The 21630-nt window shown below is 50.6% G+C and carries 19 protein-coding genes and 1 other annotated feature; of the genes, 14 read left to right on the top strand and 5 right to left on the bottom strand.

Annotated elements, in window-relative coordinates; translation table 11 throughout:
• Window positions 1-8 precede the first annotated feature (8 nt).
• Window positions 9-725: a two-component system response regulator ArcA gene (gene arcA, locus SK35_RS20850; protein ID WP_001194359.1), complete on the bottom strand. Its 717-nt coding sequence runs from the start codon at window positions 723-725 to the stop codon at window positions 9-11.
• A gap of 95 nt (window positions 726-820) precedes the next feature.
• Here arcA and yjjY point away from each other — a divergent pair, with 95 nt between their 5' ends.
• From yjjY to thrC, 6 genes are all read left to right on the top strand, one after another.
• Complete coding sequence (gene yjjY / locus SK35_RS20845; protein WP_042998021.1) at window positions 821-961, top strand: protein YjjY; 141 nt, start codon at window positions 821-823, stop codon at window positions 959-961.
• 399 nt (window positions 962-1360) lie between these two features.
• Entirely contained in the window at window positions 1361-2047 is a 687-nt protein-coding gene (locus tag SK35_RS20840) for a tRNA/rRNA methyltransferase (RefSeq protein ID WP_008786143.1), read from the top strand.
• A 206-nt stretch (window positions 2048-2253) separates the two neighbouring features.
• Window positions 2254-2380: a sequence feature (Thr leader region), on the top strand.
• Window positions 2259-2324, top strand: a complete 66-nt coding sequence (thrL, locus tag SK35_RS20835) for a thr operon leader peptide (RefSeq protein WP_032337689.1) — start codon at window positions 2259-2261, stop codon at window positions 2322-2324. Its footprint overlaps the feature before it by 66 nt.
• A 23-nt stretch (window positions 2381-2403) precedes the next feature.
• Window positions 2404-4866, top strand: a complete 2463-nt coding sequence (gene thrA, locus SK35_RS20830; protein ID WP_003829761.1) for a bifunctional aspartate kinase/homoserine dehydrogenase I — start codon at window positions 2404-2406, stop codon at window positions 4864-4866.
• A 1-nt stretch (window position 4867) separates the two neighbouring features.
• The gene (gene thrB / locus SK35_RS20825; RefSeq protein ID WP_048214981.1) at window positions 4868-5797 is read left to right on the top strand and encodes a homoserine kinase; all 930 of its coding nucleotides are present in this window, start codon (window positions 4868-4870) and stop codon (window positions 5795-5797) included.
• A 3-nt stretch (window positions 5798-5800) separates the two neighbouring features.
• Window positions 5801-7087, top strand: a complete 1287-nt coding sequence (gene thrC / locus SK35_RS20820; RefSeq protein WP_048214980.1) for a threonine synthase — start codon at window positions 5801-5803, stop codon at window positions 7085-7087.
• An 84-nt stretch (window positions 7088-7171) separates the two neighbouring features.
• On the opposite strand, the gene yaaA is transcribed toward thrC, so the two are convergent.
• Both yaaA and SK35_RS20810 read right to left on the bottom strand, forming a co-directional pair.
• Window positions 7172-7945, bottom strand: a complete 774-nt coding sequence (yaaA, locus tag SK35_RS20815; protein ID WP_048214979.1) for a peroxide stress protein YaaA — start codon at window positions 7943-7945, stop codon at window positions 7172-7174.
• A 77-nt stretch (window positions 7946-8022) separates the two neighbouring features.
• Window positions 8023-9453 (bottom strand): alanine/glycine:cation symporter family protein, encoded by a 1431-nt coding sequence (locus tag SK35_RS20810; protein WP_020996236.1) that lies wholly within the window; start codon window positions 9451-9453, stop codon window positions 8023-8025.
• 273 nt (window positions 9454-9726) lie between these two features.
• Here SK35_RS20810 and tal point away from each other — a divergent pair, with 273 nt between their 5' ends.
• The 3 genes from tal to SK35_RS20795 all read left to right on the top strand — a co-directional run bounded on the left by tal (window position 9727) and on the right by SK35_RS20795 (window position 12810).
• The gene (gene tal / locus SK35_RS20805) at window positions 9727-10680 is read left to right on the top strand and encodes a transaldolase (protein WP_003018974.1); all 954 of its coding nucleotides are present in this window, start codon (window positions 9727-9729) and stop codon (window positions 10678-10680) included.
• 110 nt (window positions 10681-10790) lie between these two features.
• Window positions 10791-11378, top strand: a complete 588-nt coding sequence (mog, locus tag SK35_RS20800; RefSeq protein ID WP_003018973.1) for a molybdopterin adenylyltransferase — start codon at window positions 10791-10793, stop codon at window positions 11376-11378.
• Window positions 11379-11502: 124 nt separating this feature from the next.
• Entirely contained in the window at window positions 11503-12810 is a 1308-nt protein-coding gene (locus tag SK35_RS20795) for an MFS transporter (RefSeq protein WP_003829746.1), read from the top strand.
• A 34-nt stretch (window positions 12811-12844) separates the two neighbouring features.
• Here the strand turns inward: SK35_RS20795 and satP are convergent, their stop codons facing one another.
• Complete coding sequence (satP, locus tag SK35_RS20790; RefSeq protein ID WP_003829744.1) at window positions 12845-13411, bottom strand: acetate uptake transporter; 567 nt, start codon at window positions 13409-13411, stop codon at window positions 12845-12847.
• Between the two features lie 363 nt (window positions 13412-13774).
• On the bottom strand, window positions 13775-14179 hold the full coding sequence (locus SK35_RS20785) for a DUF2541 family protein (RefSeq protein ID WP_008786150.1): 405 nt from the start codon (window positions 14177-14179) through the stop codon (window positions 13775-13777).
• Between the two features lie 385 nt (window positions 14180-14564).
• Here SK35_RS20785 and dnaK point away from each other — a divergent pair, with 385 nt between their 5' ends.
• The 5 genes from dnaK to SK35_RS20760 all read left to right on the top strand — a co-directional run bounded on the left by dnaK (window position 14565) and on the right by SK35_RS20760 (window position 21630).
• A complete protein-coding gene (gene dnaK / locus SK35_RS20780) occupies window positions 14565-16487 on the top strand; it encodes a molecular chaperone DnaK (protein ID WP_003829739.1) in 1923 nt (640 codons plus the stop codon).
• 85 nt (window positions 16488-16572) lie between these two features.
• The gene (dnaJ, locus tag SK35_RS20775) at window positions 16573-17706 is read left to right on the top strand and encodes a molecular chaperone DnaJ (RefSeq protein ID WP_008786151.1); all 1134 of its coding nucleotides are present in this window, start codon (window positions 16573-16575) and stop codon (window positions 17704-17706) included.
• 352 nt (window positions 17707-18058) lie between these two features.
• Window positions 18059-18823, top strand: coding sequence for an outer membrane protein OmpK (locus SK35_RS20770; protein WP_048214978.1), 765 nt, complete (start codon window positions 18059-18061; stop codon window positions 18821-18823).
• 20 nt (window positions 18824-18843) lie between these two features.
• A complete protein-coding gene (locus SK35_RS20765) occupies window positions 18844-20337 on the top strand; it encodes a sulfatase family protein (protein WP_048214977.1) in 1494 nt (497 codons plus the stop codon).
• Window positions 20338-20439: 102 nt separating this feature from the next.
• Complete coding sequence (locus SK35_RS20760) at window positions 20440-21630, top strand: anaerobic sulfatase maturase (RefSeq protein WP_048216358.1); 1191 nt, start codon at window positions 20440-20442, stop codon at window positions 21628-21630.

Below are 21630 nucleotides of genomic sequence, written 5' to 3'. Positions count from 1 at the left end.
GGATTGAATTAATCCTGCAGGTCGCCGCAGAAACGGTAGCCTTCACCGTGAATGGTGGCGATGATTTCTGGCGTATCCGGCGTAGATTCGAAATGTTTACGAATGCGGCGGATAGTCACGTCAACGGTACGGTCATGCGGCTTCAGTTCGCGACCGGTCATTTTTTTCAGCAGTTCTGCGCGAGACTGGATTTTGCCCGGATTCTCACAGAAGTGAAGCATTGCACGGAATTCGCTGCGTGGCAGTTTATACTGCTCGCCGTCAGGACCAATCAGAGAGCGGCTGTTAATGTCCAGCTCCCAGCCGTTGAACTTGTAGCTTTCGACGCTACGGCGTTCTTCGCTGACAGTACCCAGGTTCATGGTACGGGACAGCAGGTTACGAGCACGGATAGTCAGTTCGCGCGGGTTAAACGGCTTGGTGATGTAATCGTCTGCGCCGATTTCGAGGCCGAGAATTTTATCGACTTCGTTATCACGGCCCGTCAGGAACATCAGCGCAACGTTAGCTTGTTCGCGAAGTTCGCGCGCTAACAGGAGGCCATTTTTCCCAGGCAGATTGATATCCATAATCACAAGGTTGATGTCATATTCAGAGAGAATCTGATGCATTTCCGCGCCATCTGTCGCTTCGAATACATCATAGCCTTCTGCTTCGAAAATGCTTTTCAACGTGTTGCGTGTTACTAACTCGTCTTCAACGATAAGAATGTGCGGGGTCTGCATGTTTGCTACCTAAATTGCCAACTAAATCGAAACAGGAAGTACAAAAGTCCCTGACCTGCCTGATGCATGCCGTAAATTAACATGATCGGCGTAACATGACTAAAGTACGTAATTGCGTTCTTGATGCACTTTCCATCAACGTCAACAACATCATTAGCTTGGTCGTGGGTAGTTTCCCTCTGGACCCGACAGTGTCAAAAACGGCTGTCATCCTAACCATTTTAACAGCAACATAACAGGCTAAGACATGCCGGACACCCAATAAAACTACGCTTCGTTGACATATATCAAGTTCAATTGTAGCACGTTAACAGTTTGATGAAATCAACGTATCCAAATGTTTGCTTTCATCACAAAATTGCAATATTACAACTAGTTGCACGAGCTAATTAATAAATGTAATGAATCCAACCAATGCGATCCATTTTAAAATAAATTATCATGGATAAACAGAGGGATATACAACTTTTGTTAACATAAAAAGCAATAGTACAGTTTGGAAATAGTTTAGCATTTTTTACCGGATGCGAAATCCTTTTTCAGTGACTTCTGTTAAAAAAATGTAAATTTGCGCTGCGTAATATGTTGACGTGCGTCACATTATTACTTGCAGACTGACCAAAAAGAGTATCGAAATGCGTTTAACAATTATTCTGGTTGCCCCTGCCAGAGCGGAAAATATTGGCGCGGCTGCCCGTGCGATGAAGACCATGGGATTCACTCAATTACGTATCGTTGACAGCGAGGCGCACCTGGAACCCGCCACGCGATGGGTCGCGCATGGATCGGGCGACATTATTGATAATATTAATGTTTTTCCAACGTTAGCCGATGCGCTTCACGACGTAGATTTTACCATTGCGACCACCGCGCGTAGCCGGGCGAAGTTCCATTATTACGCCACTCCGGTCGAACTGGTTCCCCTGTTACAGGAGAAATCCACGTGGATGGAACATGCAGCGCTGGTGTTTGGTCGTGAAGATTCGGGGCTGACCAATGAAGAATTAGCGCTGGCAGATGTACTCACTGGTGTACCGATGGTCGCTGACTATCCTTCACTCAATTTGGGGCAGGCGGTGATGGTGTATTGCTATCAATTAGCAGGTTTAATACAACAACCGGCCAAAAACGTTGAGGTGACGGATGAGCTTCAACTGCAGGCATTGCGCGCACGCGTTTTGCGTTTATTAGCCACGCTGAACGTTTCTGACGACATCAAGCTGACGGACTGGTTGCAACAGCGAATGGGTCTGTTGGGGCAGCGAGACACGGCAATGTTGCACCGTTTTTTACATGATATTGAAAAAAACATCACAAAATAAAATGTCGAACAATTTTTGTTGTGTAGTGTTTTGTTCTTGGTTCAAGTGGGCTCGACATGCTGTATTGGTTGAAAGTAAAAGGGCAAGCAGTCGCTCATGAACAAGTTTCGGAATGTGATCAATTTAAAAATTTATTGACTTAGGTCAGCAGATACTTTAACCCTAAAAGAATACAGGACAGATAATAAATAATTACAGAGCACACAACATCATGAAACGCATCAGCATCACCATTACTACAACCATCACCATTACCACAGGTAACGGTGCGGGCTGACGCGTACAGGAAACACAAGAAAAAGCCCGCACCTAAACAGTGCGGGCTTTTTTTTCGACCAAAGGCAATGAGGTAAACCATGCGAGTGTTGAAGTTCGGCGGTACATCAGTGGCAAATGCAGAGCGCTTTCTGCGGGTTGCCGATATTCTGGAAAGCAATGCCAGGCAGGGGCAGGTCGCGACCGTTCTCTCTGCCCCCGCAAAAATTACCAACCATCTGGTGGCAATGATTGAGAAGACCATCGGTGGTCAGGATGCTTTAGCTAATATCAGCGACGCCGAACGCATTTTCTCCGAGCTGCTGGTGGGTCTTGCCGCCGAGCAACCAGGTTTTCCGCTGGCGCAGCTCAAAGCCTTTGTTGAACAAGAATTTGCTCAGATTAAGCACGTCCTGCACGGCATCAGCCTGCTGGGACAGTGCCCGGACAGCATCAATGCCGCGCTTATCTGCCGTGGTGAAAAAATGTCGATTGCTATCATGGCCGGCCTGCTGGAAGCACGCGGGCATAACGTAACGGTCATCGACCCGGTGGAGAAATTGCTGGCTGTCGGCCATTACCTCGAATCTACCGTTGATATCGCCGAATCTACGCGCCGCATCGCCGCCAGCCGTATTCCTGCGGACCACATGATTCTGATGGCAGGGTTTACTGCCGGAAATGAAAAAGGTGAGTTAGTGGTGTTGGGGCGTAACGGCTCTGATTACTCTGCCGCCGTACTGGCCGCCTGTTTGCGTGCCGATTGTTGTGAAATCTGGACCGATGTCGACGGCGTATATACTTGCGATCCGCGTCAGGTACCCGATGCCCGACTGCTTAAGTCGATGTCTTATCAGGAAGCAATGGAGCTTTCTTACTTCGGCGCTAAAGTGCTGCACCCGCGCACCATTACCCCTATTGCCCAGTTCCAGATCCCGTGCCTGATTAAAAATACCGGCAATCCGCAAGCGCCCGGTACGCTGATCGGTGCCAGCAGTGATGACGATGATTTGCCGGTAAAAGGTATTTCTAACCTCAATAACATGGCGATGTTTAGCGTTTCCGGCCCTGGAATGAAAGGCATGGTGGGCATGGCGGCGCGCGTTTTTGCCGCAATGTCGCGTGCGGGCATCTCGGTAGTGCTGATCACCCAATCCTCTTCTGAATACAGTATCAGTTTCTGCGTCCCGCAGGGCGACTGCGCGCGTGCGCAACGCGCCATGCAGGATGAATTCTACCTCGAGCTGAAAGAAGGCCTGCTGGAGCCGTTGGCGGTGACTGAGCGTCTGGCCATCATCTCTGTTGTTGGTGATGGTATGCGCACCCTGCGCGGCATCTCAGCGAAGTTCTTTGCCGCGCTGGCTCGGGCGAACATCAATATTGTAGCGATCGCCCAGGGCTCGTCTGAGCGTTCTATTTCGGTGGTGGTGAATAACGATGACGCGACCACCGGCGTGCGCGTGACCCATCAGATGCTGTTCAACACCGACCAGGTGATTGAAGTGTTTGTGATTGGCGTAGGTGGCGTGGGCGGTGCACTGCTGGAGCAGCTTAAACGTCAGCAAACCTGGCTCAAAAAGAAGCATATCGATCTGCGTGTGTGCGGCGTGGCGAACTCGAAGGCTCTGCTGACCAACGTCCACGGTCTGAATCTGGAAAACTGGCAGTCGGAGCTGGAGAGCGCGAAAGAGCCTTTCAACCTTGGGCGCTTAATTCGTCTGGTGAAAGAATACCATCTGCTCAATCCGGTGATTGTCGACTGTACGTCAAGCCAGGCGGTAGCAGACCAATATGCCGACTTCTTGCGTGAAGGCTTCCACGTGGTTACGCCGAACAAAAAGGCCAACACGTCGTCGATGGATTACTATCATCAGTTGCGTTTTGCCGCCGCGAAGTCTCGTCGTAAATTCCTGTACGACACCAACGTGGGCGCGGGCTTGCCGGTTATTGAAAACCTGCAAAATCTGCTCAGCGCAGGTGATGAACTGCAACGTTTTTCAGGCATCCTTTCTGGCTCACTGTCGTTTATTTTCGGCAAGCTGGATGAAGGCATGAGCTTCTCGCAGGCCACCACCCTGGCGCGTGAGATGGGCTATACCGAACCCGATCCACGTGACGATCTTTCCGGTACGGACGTGGCGCGTAAGCTGCTGATCCTGGCCCGTGAAACCGGTCGTGAGCTGGAGCTTTCTGACATTGTCATTGAGCCGGTCCTGCCAAAAGAGTTTGATGACTCCGGTGATGTTTCCGCGTTTATGGCGAAATTGTCGCAGCTGGATGACGTCTTTGCCGCGCGTGTGGCGAAAGCCCGTGATGAGGGAAAAGTATTGCGCTATGTTGGCAATATCGAAGAGGACGGCGTTTGTCGCGTGAAAATTGATGCAGTAGACGGCAACGATCCGCTGTTTAAAGTGAAAAACGGTGAAAACGCGCTGGCGTTCTATAGCCACTACTATCAGCCGTTACCGTTGGTTCTGCGCGGATATGGCGCGGGTAACGATGTGACGGCGGCGGGCGTCTTTGCCGACCTGCTACGCACCCTTTCATGGAAGTTAGGAGTCTGACATGGTGAGAGTTTATGCCCCGGCTTCCAGTGCCAATATGAGCGTCGGGTTTGATGTACTCGGTGCGGCGGTAACTCCGGTGGACGGTTCGCTGTTGGGTGATGTGGTGTCCGTTGAGGCGGCTGACCAGTTCAGCCTGAACAACCTTGGGCGCTTTGCCAACAAACTGCCGTCCGAGCCACGTGAAAATATTGTCTACCAGTGTTGGGAGCGATTCTGCCAGGAGCTGGGTAAAACCGTTCCGGTGGCTATGACGCTGGAAAAAAATATGCCGATTGGCTCCGGGTTAGGCTCCAGTGCCTGTTCCGTCGTGGCGGCGCTGGTCGCTATGAACGAACACTGCGGCAAGCCGCTCAACGATACGCGCCTGTTAGCGATAATGGGCGAGCTGGAAGGGCGTATCTCCGGCAGTATTCATTACGATAACGTCGGCCCGTGCTTTTTGGGCGGCATGCAGTTAATGATTGAAGAAAACGGCATTATTAGCCAGCAGGTGCCAGGCTTTGATGAGTGGCTGTGGGTACTGGCGTATCCGGGGATAAAAGTGTCGACGGCAGAAGCGCGGGCGATTCTCCCAGCCCAGTATCGCCGTCAGGACTGTATCGCTCACGGGCGGCATTTGGCTGGATTCATCCATGCCTGCTATTCCCGTCAGCCTCTTCTGGCCGCGAAGCTGATGAAAGATGTCATTGCTGAGCCGTATCGTACCCGCTTGCTGCCAGGCTTTAGCCAGGCGCGTCAGGCGGTCGCAGAAATTGGCGCTCTGGCCAGCGGTATATCTGGGTCTGGGCCGACGCTATTCGCCTTGTGCGATAAGCCGGATACGGCACAGCGCGTAGCAGATTGGCTGGGTAAAAATTACCTACAAAATCAGGAAGGCTTTGTTCATATTTGCCGGCTGGACACGGCGGGCGCACGGGTACTGGGATAATCAATGAAACTGTATAATCTGAAAGATCACAACGAACAGGTCAGCTTTGCGCAGGCTGTTACGCAAGGACTGGGCAAGAATCAGGGATTGTTTTTTCCGCACGATCTACCGGAATTCAATCTGACAGAAGTGGATGAGATGCTGAACCAGGACTTCGTTAGCCGCAGCGCGAAGATCCTGTCCGCATTTATTGGTGATGAGATCCCTCAGGAAATTCTGGAAGAGCGCGTGCGTGCGGCATTTGCCTTTCCGGCTCCGGTTGCCCAGGTTGCCGCGGATGTCGGCTGTCTGGAACTGTTCCACGGCCCTACGCTTGCATTTAAAGACTTTGGCGGGCGCTTTATGGCGCAGATGCTGACGCACATCAGTGGCGACAAACCGGTAACGATTCTGACGGCGACCTCCGGAGACACCGGGGCGGCGGTTGCGCATGCCTTTTATGGCCTGAAAAATGTGCGCGTGGTGATCCTCTACCCGAACGGCAAGATCAGCCCATTACAGGAAAAACTGTTCTGTACGCTGGGCGGTAACATTGAAACTGTGGCGATTGATGGCGATTTTGATGCCTGCCAGGCGCTGGTGAAACAGGCGTTTGATGACGAAGAGCTGAAGGTGGCTCTGGGACTGAACTCGGCTAACTCAATTAACATCAGCCGTCTGTTGGCGCAAATCTGTTACTATTTTGAGGCTGTGGCCCAACTGCCGCAAGAGGCGCGTAATCAACTGGTGATTTCCGTTCCCAGCGGTAACTTTGGTGATCTGACCGCCGGGCTGCTGGCGAAATCACTGGGCTTGCCGGTGAAGCGTTTTATCGCGGCGACTAACGTTAATGATACGGTTCCGCGCTTCCTTGCAGAAGGTGAGTGGGCACCAAAAGCGACTCAGGCAACGTTGTCGAATGCGATGGATGTCAGCCAGCCGAACAACTGGCCGCGCGTGGAAGAACTGTTCCGCCGTAAAATCTGGCGTCTGAATGAGCTGGGTTATGCCGCTGTTGACGATGCGACAACTCAGGACACGATGCGTGAGTTACATGAGATAGGCTACACCTCAGAACCACATGCAGCGGTGGCTTACCGCGCGCTGCGTGACCAGCTAAACCCTGGCGAGTACGGCCTGTTCCTTGGTACAGCGCATCCGGCGAAGTTTAAAGAAAGCGTTGAAGAGATTCTTGACCTGACGCTGGCGTTGCCAAAAGAACTGGCGGAACGCGCGGACCTGCCGCTGCTTTCTCATCACCTGCCTGCTGATTTTGCTGCGCTGCGTAAGCTAATGATGACCCGCGGTTAACGGTTGTGCCCGCTGGCGCTTTGCATAGCGGGACGACAAAACCTGTAGGCCGGATAAGGCGTTTGCCGTCATCCGGCCTTTTTACTATTGCTCGTGGCGTTTAAACACCAGTTCGCCGTTTCCTGATGCTTCTTCATCAAAGAAGTAGCCTTCGCTGTTAAATGCGGTCAGCTGTTCCGGTTGCGTTAAGCGGTTCTCAATAATGTAGCGACTCATCAGTCCGCGCGCTTTTTTGGCATAGAAGCTGATGACTTTAAACTTGCCGTTCTTCTCGTCGAGGAAGACCGGTTTGATAAGCTCAGCGTTGAGTTTTTTCGGCTTCACGGATTTAAAATACTCATCCGAGGCGAGGTTGATCACCACTCTGTCGCCTTGCGCTTCCAGCGCTTCGTTGAGTTTATCGGTGATGGTATCTCCCCAGAACTGGTAGAGATCTTTACCCTTCGCATTGGCCAGACGAATGCCCATCTCCAGACGGTAAGGCTGCATCAAATCCAGCGGACGCAAAACGCCGTACAACCCGGACAGCATCCGTAAATGCTGTTGAGCGAAGTCGAAATCCGCCTCGCTGAAGGTTTCAGCCTGCAACCCTGTATAGACGTCGCCTTTAAACGCCAGAATGGCCTGACGTGCATTGTCCGGCGTGAAGTCAGGCTGCCAGTCATGGAAACGGGTGGCGTTCAGATCCGCCAGCTTGTCGCTAATCCCCATCAGCTTGCCAATCTGCGGTGCAGAGAGCTGGCGTGCCACGTGAATAAGTTGCTGAGAGTGATCCAGCAACTCGGGCAGCGTATGACGTGTCGTTGCCAGCGGGCTTTGGTAGTCGAGCGTTTTTGCAGGTGAAATCAGAATCAGCATATCCAGTCCTTGCAGGAAATTTACTGCGACTTTAGCAAAAAAAACGACTGAATTGATCGATGGTTGCGATTGCCGCGCTATTCGCGCGGCGTTTCATCCCAGCTATCGGGTGCAAGCTGTTGTCTGATATCAGGATAACGGCGCGGATCGAATTCCGGGCGCACCCCGAGTTTTCGCTGGCGCAGATAGTCGCTGGCGATGGTATGTACAACCGGAGAAAGCAGCAGAATCGCCGTCAGGTTAGTAATGGCCATACAGGCCATGATGATGTCCGCAAGTTGCCAGACCAGCGGAAAACTGATTAACGTACCGCCAATAACGGTGCAAACGGTGGCAATACGTAATAACCAGATAACCCGAATGTTGTCCAGTTTCAGGAAAATGAGGTTGTTTTCCGCATAAATGTAGTTGGCGACGATAGAGCTAAAGGCAAACAGAATCACTATTAAGGCAACGAATCCGGCCCCCCATTCACCCGTCAGCGAGACCATGGCTCGTTGCAGCAACTGGATGCCTTCCATTGGCACATAAGTGGTGCCATTACCCGCCAGTAAAATGATCATTGCGCTGGCCGTACAAAGAATTAGCGTATCGCCCAATACACCAATCATTTGCACAATGCCTTGTGCGGCAGGGTGTGGCGGCCAGGATGCTGCCGAGGCAGCTGCGTTCGGGGTTGAGCCCATTCCGGCTTCATTAGAGAACATACCGCGCTGAAAACCGCTGGCAATGGCCTGGCTTAGCGTATACCCGGCGGCACCGGCCGCGGCTTCCTGCCAGCCAAAGGCGCTTTTTATGATGGTCATGATAATGCCGGGGAGCTGTCCGAAATGCCAAAGGCAGATGACGAGGCTACAACCGATCCACAGCAGCGCCATCATCGGAACAAACCATTGCATCAGGCGGGCAACGCCTTTAATGCCGCCGACGATGACCAGTAATGACACTATTGCCAGTGCGATACCGGAGAAGAGGGGAGGGATGTCAAAAGCAAAGGTCAACGCACGAGAGACTGAATTTGCCTGCACGCTGTTAAAAATCAGGCCATAGGCAATGAGTAAAAAGATGGCAAACAGCACGCCCATCCAGCGCATACCCAGTCCACGGGCCATATACCATGCAGGACCGCCGCGAAACTGTCCCTTGCTGTCGCGCTCTTTATACAGCTGGGCAAGGGAACATTCGGCGAATGAGGTTGCCATACCAATGACCGCCGAGACCCACATCCAGAAAATGGCTCCCGCGCCGCCGGCGGCGATCGCCAACGCCACACCCGCCAGATTTCCGCTACCGACGCGCGCGGCAAGACTGGTGCACAGAGCCTGAAAAGAAGTTAAACCGCCCGGCTGCGGGCTGATGCTGTTTTTAAGACTTTTGCCAAACTGGCGAATATAGCGGAACTGCACGAACCCTGTACGCCAGGTGAACCAACATCCTGCGCCAAGCAGGAGGTAGATCATCACCGATCCCCAGAGTATTTCATTAATAAATGAGAAAAAATCAGGCATTAACATCCCTCTTGTTGATGCCGGTAAGCGCGAATAATCCCGTGTAAGCGCTACCAATTATCGACCAGTATATACCTTATAAGGTGATTGATTGCGGGAGTTTACCATAACAATGGGTATATCTTTAATTGCGCATCACGGGCTGTGAGATGCGTAATCAGGGCTGAGCAGCGGGTCGGACAATCCAGGCGGTTGCGCTGAGAGTGCGTCGTGCTATCATCAGGGAAGATCGGTTACATCCCCCTAACAAGCTGTTTAAAGAGAATCGCTATCATGACGGACAAATTGACCTCCCTTCGTCAGTTCACCACAGTAGTGGCCGACACCGGAGACATCGCGGCAATGAAGCTGTATCAGCCTCAGGATGCCACAACTAACCCTTCTCTCATTCTTAACGCAGCGCAGATCCCAGAATACCGCAAGCTGATTGATGACGCTGTAGCCTGGGCTAAGCAGCAGAGCAACGACCGCGCACAGCAGATCGTCGACGCGACCGACAAACTGGCAGTAAATATCGGTCTGGAGATCCTGAAACTGGTCCCGGGTCGTATCTCCACTGAAGTTGACGCTCGTCTGTCCTACGACACCGACGCGTCCATTGCGAAAGCAAAACGTCTGATCAAAATGTACAACGATGCTGGCATCAGCAACGATCGCATTCTGATCAAACTGGCTTCAACCTGGCAGGGCATCCGTGCCGCTGAGCAGCTGGAAAAAGAAGGTATCAACTGTAATCTGACTCTGCTGTTCTCCTTCGCGCAGGCGCGCGCATGTGCAGAAGCTGGCGTATATCTGATTTCTCCGTTTGTTGGCCGTATTCTGGACTGGTACAAAGCCAACACTGACAAGAAAGAGTATGCACCGGCAGAAGATCCGGGTGTGGTTTCCGTAACGGAAATCTACGAGTACTACAAACAACACGGTTACGAAACTGTGGTGATGGGTGCGAGCTTCCGTAACATTGGCGAAATCATTGAGCTGGCAGGCTGCGATCGTCTGACGATTGCACCGGCACTGCTGAAAGAACTGGCGGAAAGCGAAGGCGCTATCGAACGTAAACTGTCCTTCTCCGGCGAAGTGAAAGCGCGCCCTGCACGCATCACTGAAGCTGAGTTCCTGTGGCAGCACAACCAGGATCCGATGGCTGTAGACAAACTGGCGGACGGTATCCGTAAGTTTGCTGTAGACCAGGGTAAACTGGAAAAAATGATCGGCGATCTGCTGTAATCATTAATGCGTGGCCCTGATATGGGTCACGCTACCTCTTCTGAAACCTGTCTGTCCTTCCCTTCGCAGTGTATCATTCTGTTTAACGAGACTGTTTAAACGGAATAATCATGAATACTTTACGCATTGGCCTGGTTTCCATTTCTGACCGTGCTTCCAGCGGCGTTTACCAGGATAAAGGTATCCCGGCCCTTGAAGAGTGGCTGGCATCTGCCCTTACCACCCCTTTTGAGCTGCAAACGCGACTGATCCCGGATGAACAGGCGATCATCGAACAGACCTTATGCGAGCTGGTGGATGAAATGAGCTGTCATCTGGTGCTGACTACCGGCGGAACGGGGCCGGCCCGCCGCGATGTAACGCCTGATGCCACGCTGGCCGTAGCCGACCGCCAGATGCCGGGCTTTGGCGAGCAGATGCGCCAGATAAGCCTGCACTTTGTGCCAACGGCTATTCTATCCCGCCAGGTTGGTGTGATTCGTAAACAGGCGTTGATTCTGAATCTGCCAGGGCAGCCGAAATCGATCAAAGAAACGCTGGAAGGCGTGAAAGATGCCGACGGTAAGGTTATCGTGCCGGGTATATTTGCAAGTGTACCGTATTGTATACAGCTGCTGGATGGGCCGTATGTGGAAACTGCACCGGCTGTTGTAGCATCTTTTCGTCCTAAAAGCGCAATCCGCGATACAAACGCCTGAAAGTAGCCCGATCGTGACATAAGTGCCAATGACAGTGGAGTATTGAATTGTTTACGATATAGTAATTTTTGCTTTACATATATCGACAGACAGATTCAATAACTCCACTGACTCATGGTTTGCTATGTCACAACACACTCGACCGCTGAATCGCCAGGATTATAAAACTCTTACGCTTGCTGCCCTCGGCGGTGCGCTTGAGTTTTATGATTTCATTATCTTCGTCTTCTTTGCCGCTGTTGTTGGCGAACTCTTCTTCCCGGCAGACATTCCTGAATGGCTACGCCAGGTGCAAACCTTCGGCATTTTTGCCGCCGGATATCTGGCGCGTCCGCTGGGTGGCATCATCATGGCGCACTTTGGCGATCTGGTCGGGCGTAAGAAAATGTTCACCCTGAGCATTTTGCTGATGGCGATACCGACGCTGGCGATTGGTCTTTTGCCTACCTACGCCTCAATGGGGATCCTCGCGCCGCTGCTGTTACTGCTGATGCGTATTTTGCAAGGCGCTGCCATCGGCGGAGAAGTGCCCGGCGCGTGGGTGTTCGTGGCAGAGCACGTACCGGAGCGCCGCATCGGCATTGCCTGTGGCACGCTGACCGCCGGGCTGACGGTGGGGATTCTGCTGGGATCGGTGGTTGCGACGCTGGTGAATACCAGCCTGACGCAGCAGGCGGTGCATGACTACGGCTGGCGTATCCCGTTCCTGCTGGGTGGCGTGTTTGGGCTGGTGGCGATGTACCTGCGTCGCTGGTTGCAGGAAACGCCCATCTTCCTCGAAATGCAGCAGCGTAAAGCGCTGGCGCAAGAGCTACCGGTGAAGTCGGTGGTGAGCAAACATAAAAAAGCGGTGGTCATTTCCATGCTGCTGACCTGGCTGTTATCGGCCGGGATTGTTGTGGTGATCCTGATGTCGCCAGTCTGGTTGCAGAAGCAGTATGGTTTTGCACCGGCGTTGACGTTACAAGCCAACAGTGTCGCGACCATTATGCTGTGCGTCGGCTGTCTGCTGGCAGGGTTTATTGTCGATCGGGTCGGCGCCAGCAAAACCTTTATTGTCGGCAGCCTGCTGCTGGCCTGTTCAAGCTGGTTTTTCTATCATCTGACCGGTAGCCATCCTCAGCACTTGTTCTTGTTATACGGGCTGGTAGGGTTGTGCGTTGGCGTGGTGGGGGCTGTGCCTTATGTGATGGTGCGGGCGTTTCCGGCGGAGGTCCGCTTTACCGGAATCTCCTTTTCTTACAACGTGTCGTATGCCATTTTTGGTGGTCTGACGCCAATCGCCGTGACGATGTTAATGAGCGTGTCGCCAATGGCTCCGGCCTGGTATGTGCTGGCGTTATCGCTGGTGGGGTTAGGTCTGGGGATTTGGCTGCGACAGGATATTTATCATCGCGATACGAGCGTGCAGGGCGAGTTACAGCGCTTGTAAGGAATATCCCCCCGTTCGGGGGGATAGCGTCAGATTAGTGCGCTTCACCGATCGGCAGGATGGTACGGCCAAACTGTTCGTTCAGCACTTCACCCATCGCCAGGTAAATGGCGCTTGCGCCACACACTAAGCCAATCCAGCCAGCAACGTGAATGATCGCTTCGTTACCTGCAATGTTGCCGACCGCCAGCAGTGCGAACAGCACTGTCAGGCTCAGGAAGACAAACTGCAACGCGCGGTTAGCTTTCAGCGTGCCGAAGAACATGAACAGTGTGAACACGCCCCACAGACCCAGGTATACGCCCAGGAACTGACCATTGGTTGCATCCGCCAGGCCCATTTTCGGCATGATTAGGATTGCAACCAGCGTCAGCCAGAACGAACCGTAGGAGGTAAAGGCGGTTAAACCGAAGGTATTGCCCTTTTTATATTCCAGCAGACCGGCAAATATTTGCGCGATACCGCCGTAGAAAATGCCCATCGCCAGAATAATAACGTCAAAGGCGAAGAAACCCGCGTTGTGCAGGTTAAGCAGAATGGTGGTCATGCCAAAGCCCATCAGGCCCAGCGGTGCCGGATTAGCCAACTTAGTGTTGCCCATAATTCCTCAAAATCATCATTGATTGAATGGTGAAATAGTTTCCCCAAATAACGATCACTGTCTTCGGGGCGCGGCATGATAATCAGGGGAGAGGGCACTGTCTATGATCTAACGAAGGGAAAATGAATTATTTTCCCTGTGATGGGCATCACGCTTATGCATGGTTGAACATTTTGCTAAGACAGACGATTTAAGTACCACCGGGAACTGAGGGATTTGGTGGACGATCTGGTGAGAAATACCCATCGCCAGATGGCGCTGCTTCATGGGCGCGGCAGTGGTTATTCCAGTTCAATGGCTTTCACATCAACCGCGTGTCTGCCCCGCATGTTTTCTATGGCTTCTGAATCAAAATGTGCAGAATTAATCGTCGCCAATAACTTTCAGCGTTGCCATGTCAGAGGAGTTTACTGACTGGCCTGAGAAGGTGATTTTAGACACGCAGCGTTTATTGTCGTTGTCGCTATTAATAGAGATCCAGTTGGTCGTTTGTCCCTCTTTAATGGATGACGGGACGTTCAGGCTTTGGCTGGAAGTGCGTACTGCTTTGAAGTAGACGGATGCGCCGTTAAGTTTAATATCACCGCGATCGGCGGTGAGCTGAATGCGCTTCACCACCCGGCAAACGGGAATTCTCAGCGTGAGGTCGTTGGTTGCATTGCGGGGCATCGCAATCATACCCAGAACTTTATGATCGTTAGCGTGCGCGGCGCTGCTCAGCAGCAGGCCCATAAGCAGGCTGGTGGAAAGGGTTAACACGGATTTCATGGAATTTCTCTTTGACGGCTGTAAAAGGGTGTGACATCAGACCATCTTACCGCCGACGGGAAACCGTTTCATGGTCGTAATCTTTTCTTTTTATTACAATTTTTACATGAATGACCGTGCTGGTTTTGATTTGTTTTGTGAATTGATTTTGATTGGAAACTATTCGTTTTTTTGACTTTCTGCCTTGTTACCTTAATTTTATCGCCACTGTGCTAAAAAAAAATTTTCATGCCCCCCTTGATGACGTGGGTTACGACCCCATCTTGTAGACAACCGCAGTGGTGAGTCTGAAAAAAAACGATTCAGGGTAGTTGAAACCGCACGTTTCGCCCTTATTACAGATTCACAACCACATGATGACCGAATTTTTAGTGGAGACGTTTAGATGGGTAAAATTATTGGTATCGACCTGGGTACTACCAACTCTTGTGTAGCGATTATGGATGGCACTACTGCACGTGTGCTGGAGAACGCCGAGGGCGATCGCACCACGCCTTCTATCATTGCTTATACCCAGGATGGTGAAACTCTGGTTGGTCAGCCGGCTAAACGTCAGGCAGTGACAAACCCGCAAAACACCCTGTTTGCGATTAAACGCCTGATTGGCCGCCGCTTCCAGGACGAAGAAGTACAGCGTGATGAAGCCATCATGCCGTACAAAATCATCGGTGCTGACAACGGTGATGCATGGATTGACGTAAAAGGTCAGAAAATGGCACCGCCGCAGATTTCTGCTGAAGTGCTGAAAAAAATGAAGAAAACGGCTGAAGATTACCTGGGCGAACCGGTAACTGAAGCGGTTATCACTGTACCTGCATACTTCAACGATGCTCAGCGTCAGGCAACCAAAGATGCTGGCCGTATCGCAGGTCTGGAAGTAAAACGTATCATCAACGAACCGACCGCAGCGGCACTGGCTTACGGTCTGGATAAAGAAGTCGGCAACCGTACTATCGCGGTTTATGACCTCGGTGGTGGTACTTTCGATATCTCTATTATCGAAATCGACGAAGTTGACGGCGAAAAAACTTTCGAAGTTCTGGCAACCAACGGTGATACCCACCTGGGTGGTGAAGACTTCGACAGCCGTATGATCAACTACCTGGTTGACGAATTTAAGAAAGATCAGGGTATCGATCTGCGTAATGACCCGCTGGCGATGCAGCGTCTGAAAGAAGCCGCTGAGAAAGCGAAGATCGAACTGTCTTCCGCTCAGCAGACCGACGTGAACCTGCCGTACATTACTGCAGACGCGACTGGTCCGAAACACATGAACATCAAAGTGACCCGTGCGAAACTGGAAAGCCTGGTTGAAGACCTGGTTAACCGTTCTATCGAGCCGCTGAAAGTTGCTCTGCAGGATGCTGGTCTGTCTGTTTCCGACGTTCAGGACGTTATCCTGGTCGGTGGTCAGACTCGTATGCCGATGGTACAGAAGAAAGTTGCTGAGTTCTTCGGTAAAGAGCCGCGTAAAGACGTTAACCCGGACGAAGCAGTGGCAATCGGTGCTGCCGTTCAGGGTGGTGTATTGACCGGTGATGTGAAAGACGTGCTGCTGCTGGACGTTACCCCGCTGTCTCTGGGTATCGAAACCATGGGTGGCGTGATGACTCCACTGATCGCGAAAAACACCACTATCCCGACCAAGCACAGCCAGGTGTTCTCTACCGCTGAAGACAACCAGTCTGCGGTAACCATCCACGTGCTGCAGGGTGAACGTAAACGCGCCGCTGATAACAAAGATCTGGGTCAGTTTAACCTGGATGGTATCAGCCCGGCTCCGCGCGGTATGCCGCAGATCGAAGTTACTTTTGACATCGATGCCGACGGTATCCTGCACGTTTCCGCGAAAGACAAAAACAGCGGTAAAGAGCAGAAAATCACCATCAAGGCTTCTTCTGGTCTGAACGAAGAAGAAATTCAGAAAATGGTTCGCGAAGCAGAAGCGAACGCAGAATCTGACCGTAAGTTTGAAGAGCTGGTTCAGACTCGTAACCAGGGTGACCATCTGCTGCACAGCACTCGTAAGCAGGTTGAAGAAGCAGGCGACAAACTGCCGGCTGACGACAAAACTGCCATCGAGTCTGCACTGACCGCGCTGGAAACTTCTCTGAAAGGCGAAGACAAAGCGGATATCGAAGCGAAAATGCAGGCGCTGGCACAGGTTTCCCAGAAACTGATGGAAATCGCTCAGCAGCAGCACGCACAGCAGCAGGCTGGTGCAGCAGGCGCTGATGCTTCTGCAAACAACGCGAAAGATGACGACGTTGTCGACGCCGAGTTTGAAGAAGTGAAAGACAAAAAATAATCGCCCTTTGAACGGGTAATTACTGGCACGGGCGAAGAGGTTTCCTCTCCGCCCGTGCACGCATGTTAGGGGCAGATAAAAAGAGATGGCTAAGCAAGACTATTACGAGATTTTAGGCGTTTCCAAATCAGCGGAAGAGCGTGAAATCAAAAAGGCCTACAAGCGCCTGGCCATGAAATATCACCCGGACCGCAACCAGGGTGATAAAGAGGCCGAAGCCAAGTTTAAAGAGATCAAAGAAGCGTACGAAATCCTGACCGATGCGCAAAAACGTGCGGCTTACGATCAGTACGGTCATGCTGCGTTTGAGCAAGGCGGCATGGGCGGCGGCGGCGGTTTTGGCGGCGGGGCTGACTTCAGCGATATCTTTGGTGACGTGTTTGGCGATATCTTTGGCGGCGGTCGTGGTCGTCAGCGCGCCTCACGTGGTGCTGATTTACGTTACAACATGGATCTCACTCTGGAAGAAGCCGTGCGTGGCGTCACCAAAGAGATCCGTATTCCGACTCTGGAAGAGTGTGACGTCTGCCACGGTAGCGGTGCGAAGGCAGGTACTCAGCCACAGACCTGTCCAACCTGTCACGGTTCTGGTCAGGTACAGATGCGTCAGGGCTTTTTTGCCGTACAGCAGACCTGTCCACACTGTCAGGGCCGCGGTACGCTGATCAAAGATCCGTGCAACAAATGCCACGGTCATGGTCGCGTTGAGAAAAGCAAAACGCTGTCCGTTAAGATCCCTGCAGGGGTTGATACCGGCGACCGCATTCGTTTAGCGGGCGAAGGTGAAGCCGGTGAACATGGTGCGCCAGCAGGTGATTTGTACGTTCAGGTGCAGGTAAAACAGCACCCAATTTTCGAACGTGAAGGCAATAACCTGTACTGCGAAGTACCGATTAACTTTGCGATGGCTGCGCTGGGCGGCGAGATTGAAGTCCCGACGCTGGATGGTCGCGTGAAGCTAAAAATTCCGGGCGAAACGCAAACTGGCAAACTTTTCCGCATGCGTGGAAAGGGCGTCAAGTCTGTACGCGGTGGCGCTCAGGGCGACCTGCTGTGCCGCGTGGTGGTTGAAACCCCAGTGGGCCTGAACGACAAGCAGAAGCAACTGCTGAAAGATTTGCAGGACAGCTTTGGCGGCCCGACCGGCGAGCAAAATAGTCCGCGCTCCAAAAGTTTCTTTGACGGTGTGAAGAAGTTTTTTGACGATCTGACACGCTAACGACAAGCAGAAAAGCTCTCTCGTTTGAAAAAACCGGTATCCCCTTTAAGGGAATACCGGTTTTTTATTGTCAAGGATAAAAGTGAGTTGGATAGTCTTTAATGTGAGTTTTCTAACATGCCAGGTAAATATATCAGAGGTGGTTTAGTAAGAAGATATTGACGTGTTTATTAATAAATATGAACTTATCGTATCTACAGCAACATTATTCGACACATTATTTTAAGCAGCCTTTATCTATTCTGATGTGAGATTTACATCACTATCTTGTAATTACATTTGTTTAATATTTATCACCGCAGCGAACCTTCATTCATTGATGGATAAATTATAATTATGGGGAATAAATTCAATGCCTCGGATAAAGAAAATACTATTGGCTAGTCTTGTATTAGCCGCGCCAGCTCTTTTTAGCCAAAATGTACAGGCTCTGGAATATAAAAACTCTTTTGGGTCAATTAACGCTGGTTATGCAGACTGGAATAGCGGTTTTGTGAATGTGCACCGCGGTGAAGTTTGGAAAGCAACGGCTGATTTTGGCGTCAATTTCAGAGAGGCTGAATTCTATTCTTTTATTGAAAGCAACGTATTAAACCATGCAGTGGCGGGCCGTAACCATACTGTCTCTGCTATGACCCATGTGCGTCTTTTTGATTCTGACTATACCTTCTTTGGCAAGATATACGGTCAATGGGACAACTCTTGGGGTGACGATCTGGATATGTTTTATGGACTCGGTTATCTGGGGTGGAGTGGAGATTGGGGTTTCTTTAAACCTTATATCGGCTTGCATAACCAATCAGGTGACTATGTATCACAACGATACGGACAAACCAGCGGCTGGAATGGCTACGTTATTGGCTGGACTGCGGCTTACAATTTTACCTTATTTGGTGAGAAGTTTGTTTTATCTGACTGGAATGAAATTGAGCTTGATAGAAATGATGCTTATGCGGAACAGCAATTTGGTCGGAATGGTTTAAATGGTGGATTAACGCTGGCATGGAAGTTTTATCCACGATGGAAAGCTACGGTAACGTATCGTTATTTTGAAAACAAATTGGGTTATGACGGTTACGGGGATCAGATGATTTATATGATCGGATATTCATTTTAATTAAAATTAAAGGAACTGAAATGAAAAGAACAGTCGTTGCCAGCATGATTGGGTTGGCACTGTGCGCCGGGAGCACATTACATTTAGCGCAGGCTGCTTCAGCGAAACAGCCTAATTTAGTGATTATTTTGGCTGATGATTTGGGTTATGGCGATCTCGCGGCATATGGTCATCAAATTGTTAAAACACCTAATATCGATAAATTAGCTCAGGAAGGGGTGAAATTTACCGACTACTATGCGCCAGCTCCGCTGTGCTCCCCTTCTCGTGCTGGGTTATTAACTGGACGAATGCCGTTCCGCACGGGGATCCGTTCCTGGATCCCGGAAGGGAAAGATGTGGCATTGGGCCGTAATGAGCTGACGATTGCTAATCTGCTGAAAGCGCAAGGCTACGATACGGCGATGATGGGTAAATTACACCTCAATGCCGGTGGTGATCGAACAGACCAACCGCAAGCTAAAGATATGGGGTTTGACTATGGTCTGGTGAATGCAGCCGGGTTTGTGACCGATTCCACTTTAGATAATGCGAAAGAGCGTCCACGCTATGGCACTGTGCATCCGACCGGATTCGTGCGTAATGGCAAACCGATTGGCAGAGCAGAAACATTTAGCGGTGAACTGGTTAGTTCAGAAGTTGTTAACTGGCTGGATAACAAGAAAGACGATAAACCTTTCTTCTTATACGTTGCATTTACTGAGGTCCATAGCCCGCTGGCCTCACCGAAAAAATACCTCGATATGTATTCACAATACATGAGTGCCTACCAGAAACAGCATCCCGATCTGTTCTACGGTGATTGGGCTGATAAACCCTGGCGTGGCACAGGTGAGTATTACGCCAACATCAGTTATATGGATGCTCAGGTCGGTAAAGTAATGGATAAGATAAAGGCAATGGGTGAAGAAGATAACACCATTGTTATCTTTACCAGTGATAACGGACCTGTCACTCGTGAAGCGCGTAAAGTGTATGAGTTAAACCTGGCGGGTGAAACGGATGGTCTTCGCGGTCGTAAAGATAACCTGTGGGAGGGCGGGATCCGCGTTCCGGCAATTATCAAATATGGTAAGCATATTCCGCAGGGAATGGTGACAGATACGCCTGTCTATGGCCTCGACTGGTTGCCGACCCTGGCAAATATGATGAACTTCAAGCTCCCTACCGATCGCACCTATGATGGGCAGTCTTTGATTCCATTACTGGAACAGAAAACCTTAAAACGTGAAAAACCGCTGATTTTCGGTATCGATATGCCATTCCAGGATGATCCTACTGATGAATGGGCTATTCGTGATGGTGACTGGAAAATGATCATCGATCGTGAGAATAAACCCAAGTATCTCTATAACCTGAAAAAAGATCGTTTTGAGACACTGAACCAGATCGGCAAACAGCCTGATATTGAAAAACAACTCTACGGTAAATTCCTGAAATATAAACAGGATATTGATAACGACTCGTTAATGAAAGCACGCGGTGACAAGCCTACGCCGGTCACCTGGGGCTAATCGAATAATTATAAGAAATACCATGTATGCCACTTAGGGCTCTGCCCGCCTGGCTCAGTGCTTTAGCGCTGAGTCAGGTTCTTTTATTTATAGGCTTGAATGATGATGAGCAGGAAAAGTTGTCAGGTCATGATTAAACCGACGGGTTCGGTATGCAATCTGGATTGTAAATACTGTTTTTACCTGGAGAAAGAGAAGCTCTATCCGCAAAGAAAAGCCAATTACAAGATGTCTGAAGATACGCTTGAATTTTTTATCAAACAGCATATCGCCGCGCAGGATGTGGATGAGGTGATTTTTGCCTGGCAAGGAGGGGAACCAACGTTGATGGGGCTGCCATTTTTTCGACGGGCGGTCGAACTTCAGCAGATATACGCGGGTGAAAAGACAATAATCAATACGTTCCAGACCAACGGTATTTTGATTGATAACGAATGGGCGATGTTTTTTAAGCAGCATAACGTCCTGGTTGGGGTTTCCATTGACGGTGATGCAGCTTTGCATGATGAATGGCGCGTTACGCGTTCAGGAAAGCCGACTCACGAAAAGGTTGAGCAAGCCATTAAATGTCTGGTACGTCACGATGTCGAGTTTAATACGCTGACGGTCGTTAACCGTACAAATATGCGTTATCCGCTGCAGGTCTATGAATATCTGAAAAACATTGGCAGCCGTTATATGCAGTTTATTCCGCTGGTTGAGAGAAGTGGTGACACAGGATTGGCACATCCTGTTGATAAACAAACCGCAATGATGCCCTGGTCTGTCGAATCTATCGAGTTTGGCCATTTTCTTAATGCAATCTTTGATGTCTGGATCCGTAACGACATTGGCGATGTAGGTGTACAGGTTTTTGAGCAAACTTTAGCTGCCTGGTGTGGATTACCGCCACAGGTATGTGTATTTGCGCCAACCTGCGGTAGTGCGTTTGCGCTGGAAATGAATGGCGATGTCTATAATTGCGACCATTTTGTTTACCCACAGTACAAACTGGGAAATATCCAGGATATGACGTTGCGCACAATGAACAACAGCCAACAAAATCGACAGTTTGGCGACGATAAGCGCCGAACAATGGCACAGGAATGTCATGCCTGTCAGTGGCAGTTTGCCTGTTATGGTGGTTGCCCTAAGCATCGTTTTTTACCTTCGGTTTCTGGTTCTTCGAATCAAAACTACCTGTGCGCGGGTTACCAGGCTTTTTTTGCCCATACCAGCCCAACGATGAATGCGATGAAAACGCTCTATGAAAATGGAATTTCACCCGCAGAGATAAAATCAATATTTGTGTGA

This window comes from Citrobacter sp. MGH105 (assembly GCF_001037485.2).
GTDB lineage: Bacteria > Pseudomonadota > Gammaproteobacteria > Enterobacterales > Enterobacteriaceae > Citrobacter > Citrobacter portucalensis.
This window is presented reverse-complemented; position numbering and strand designations above follow the sequence as displayed.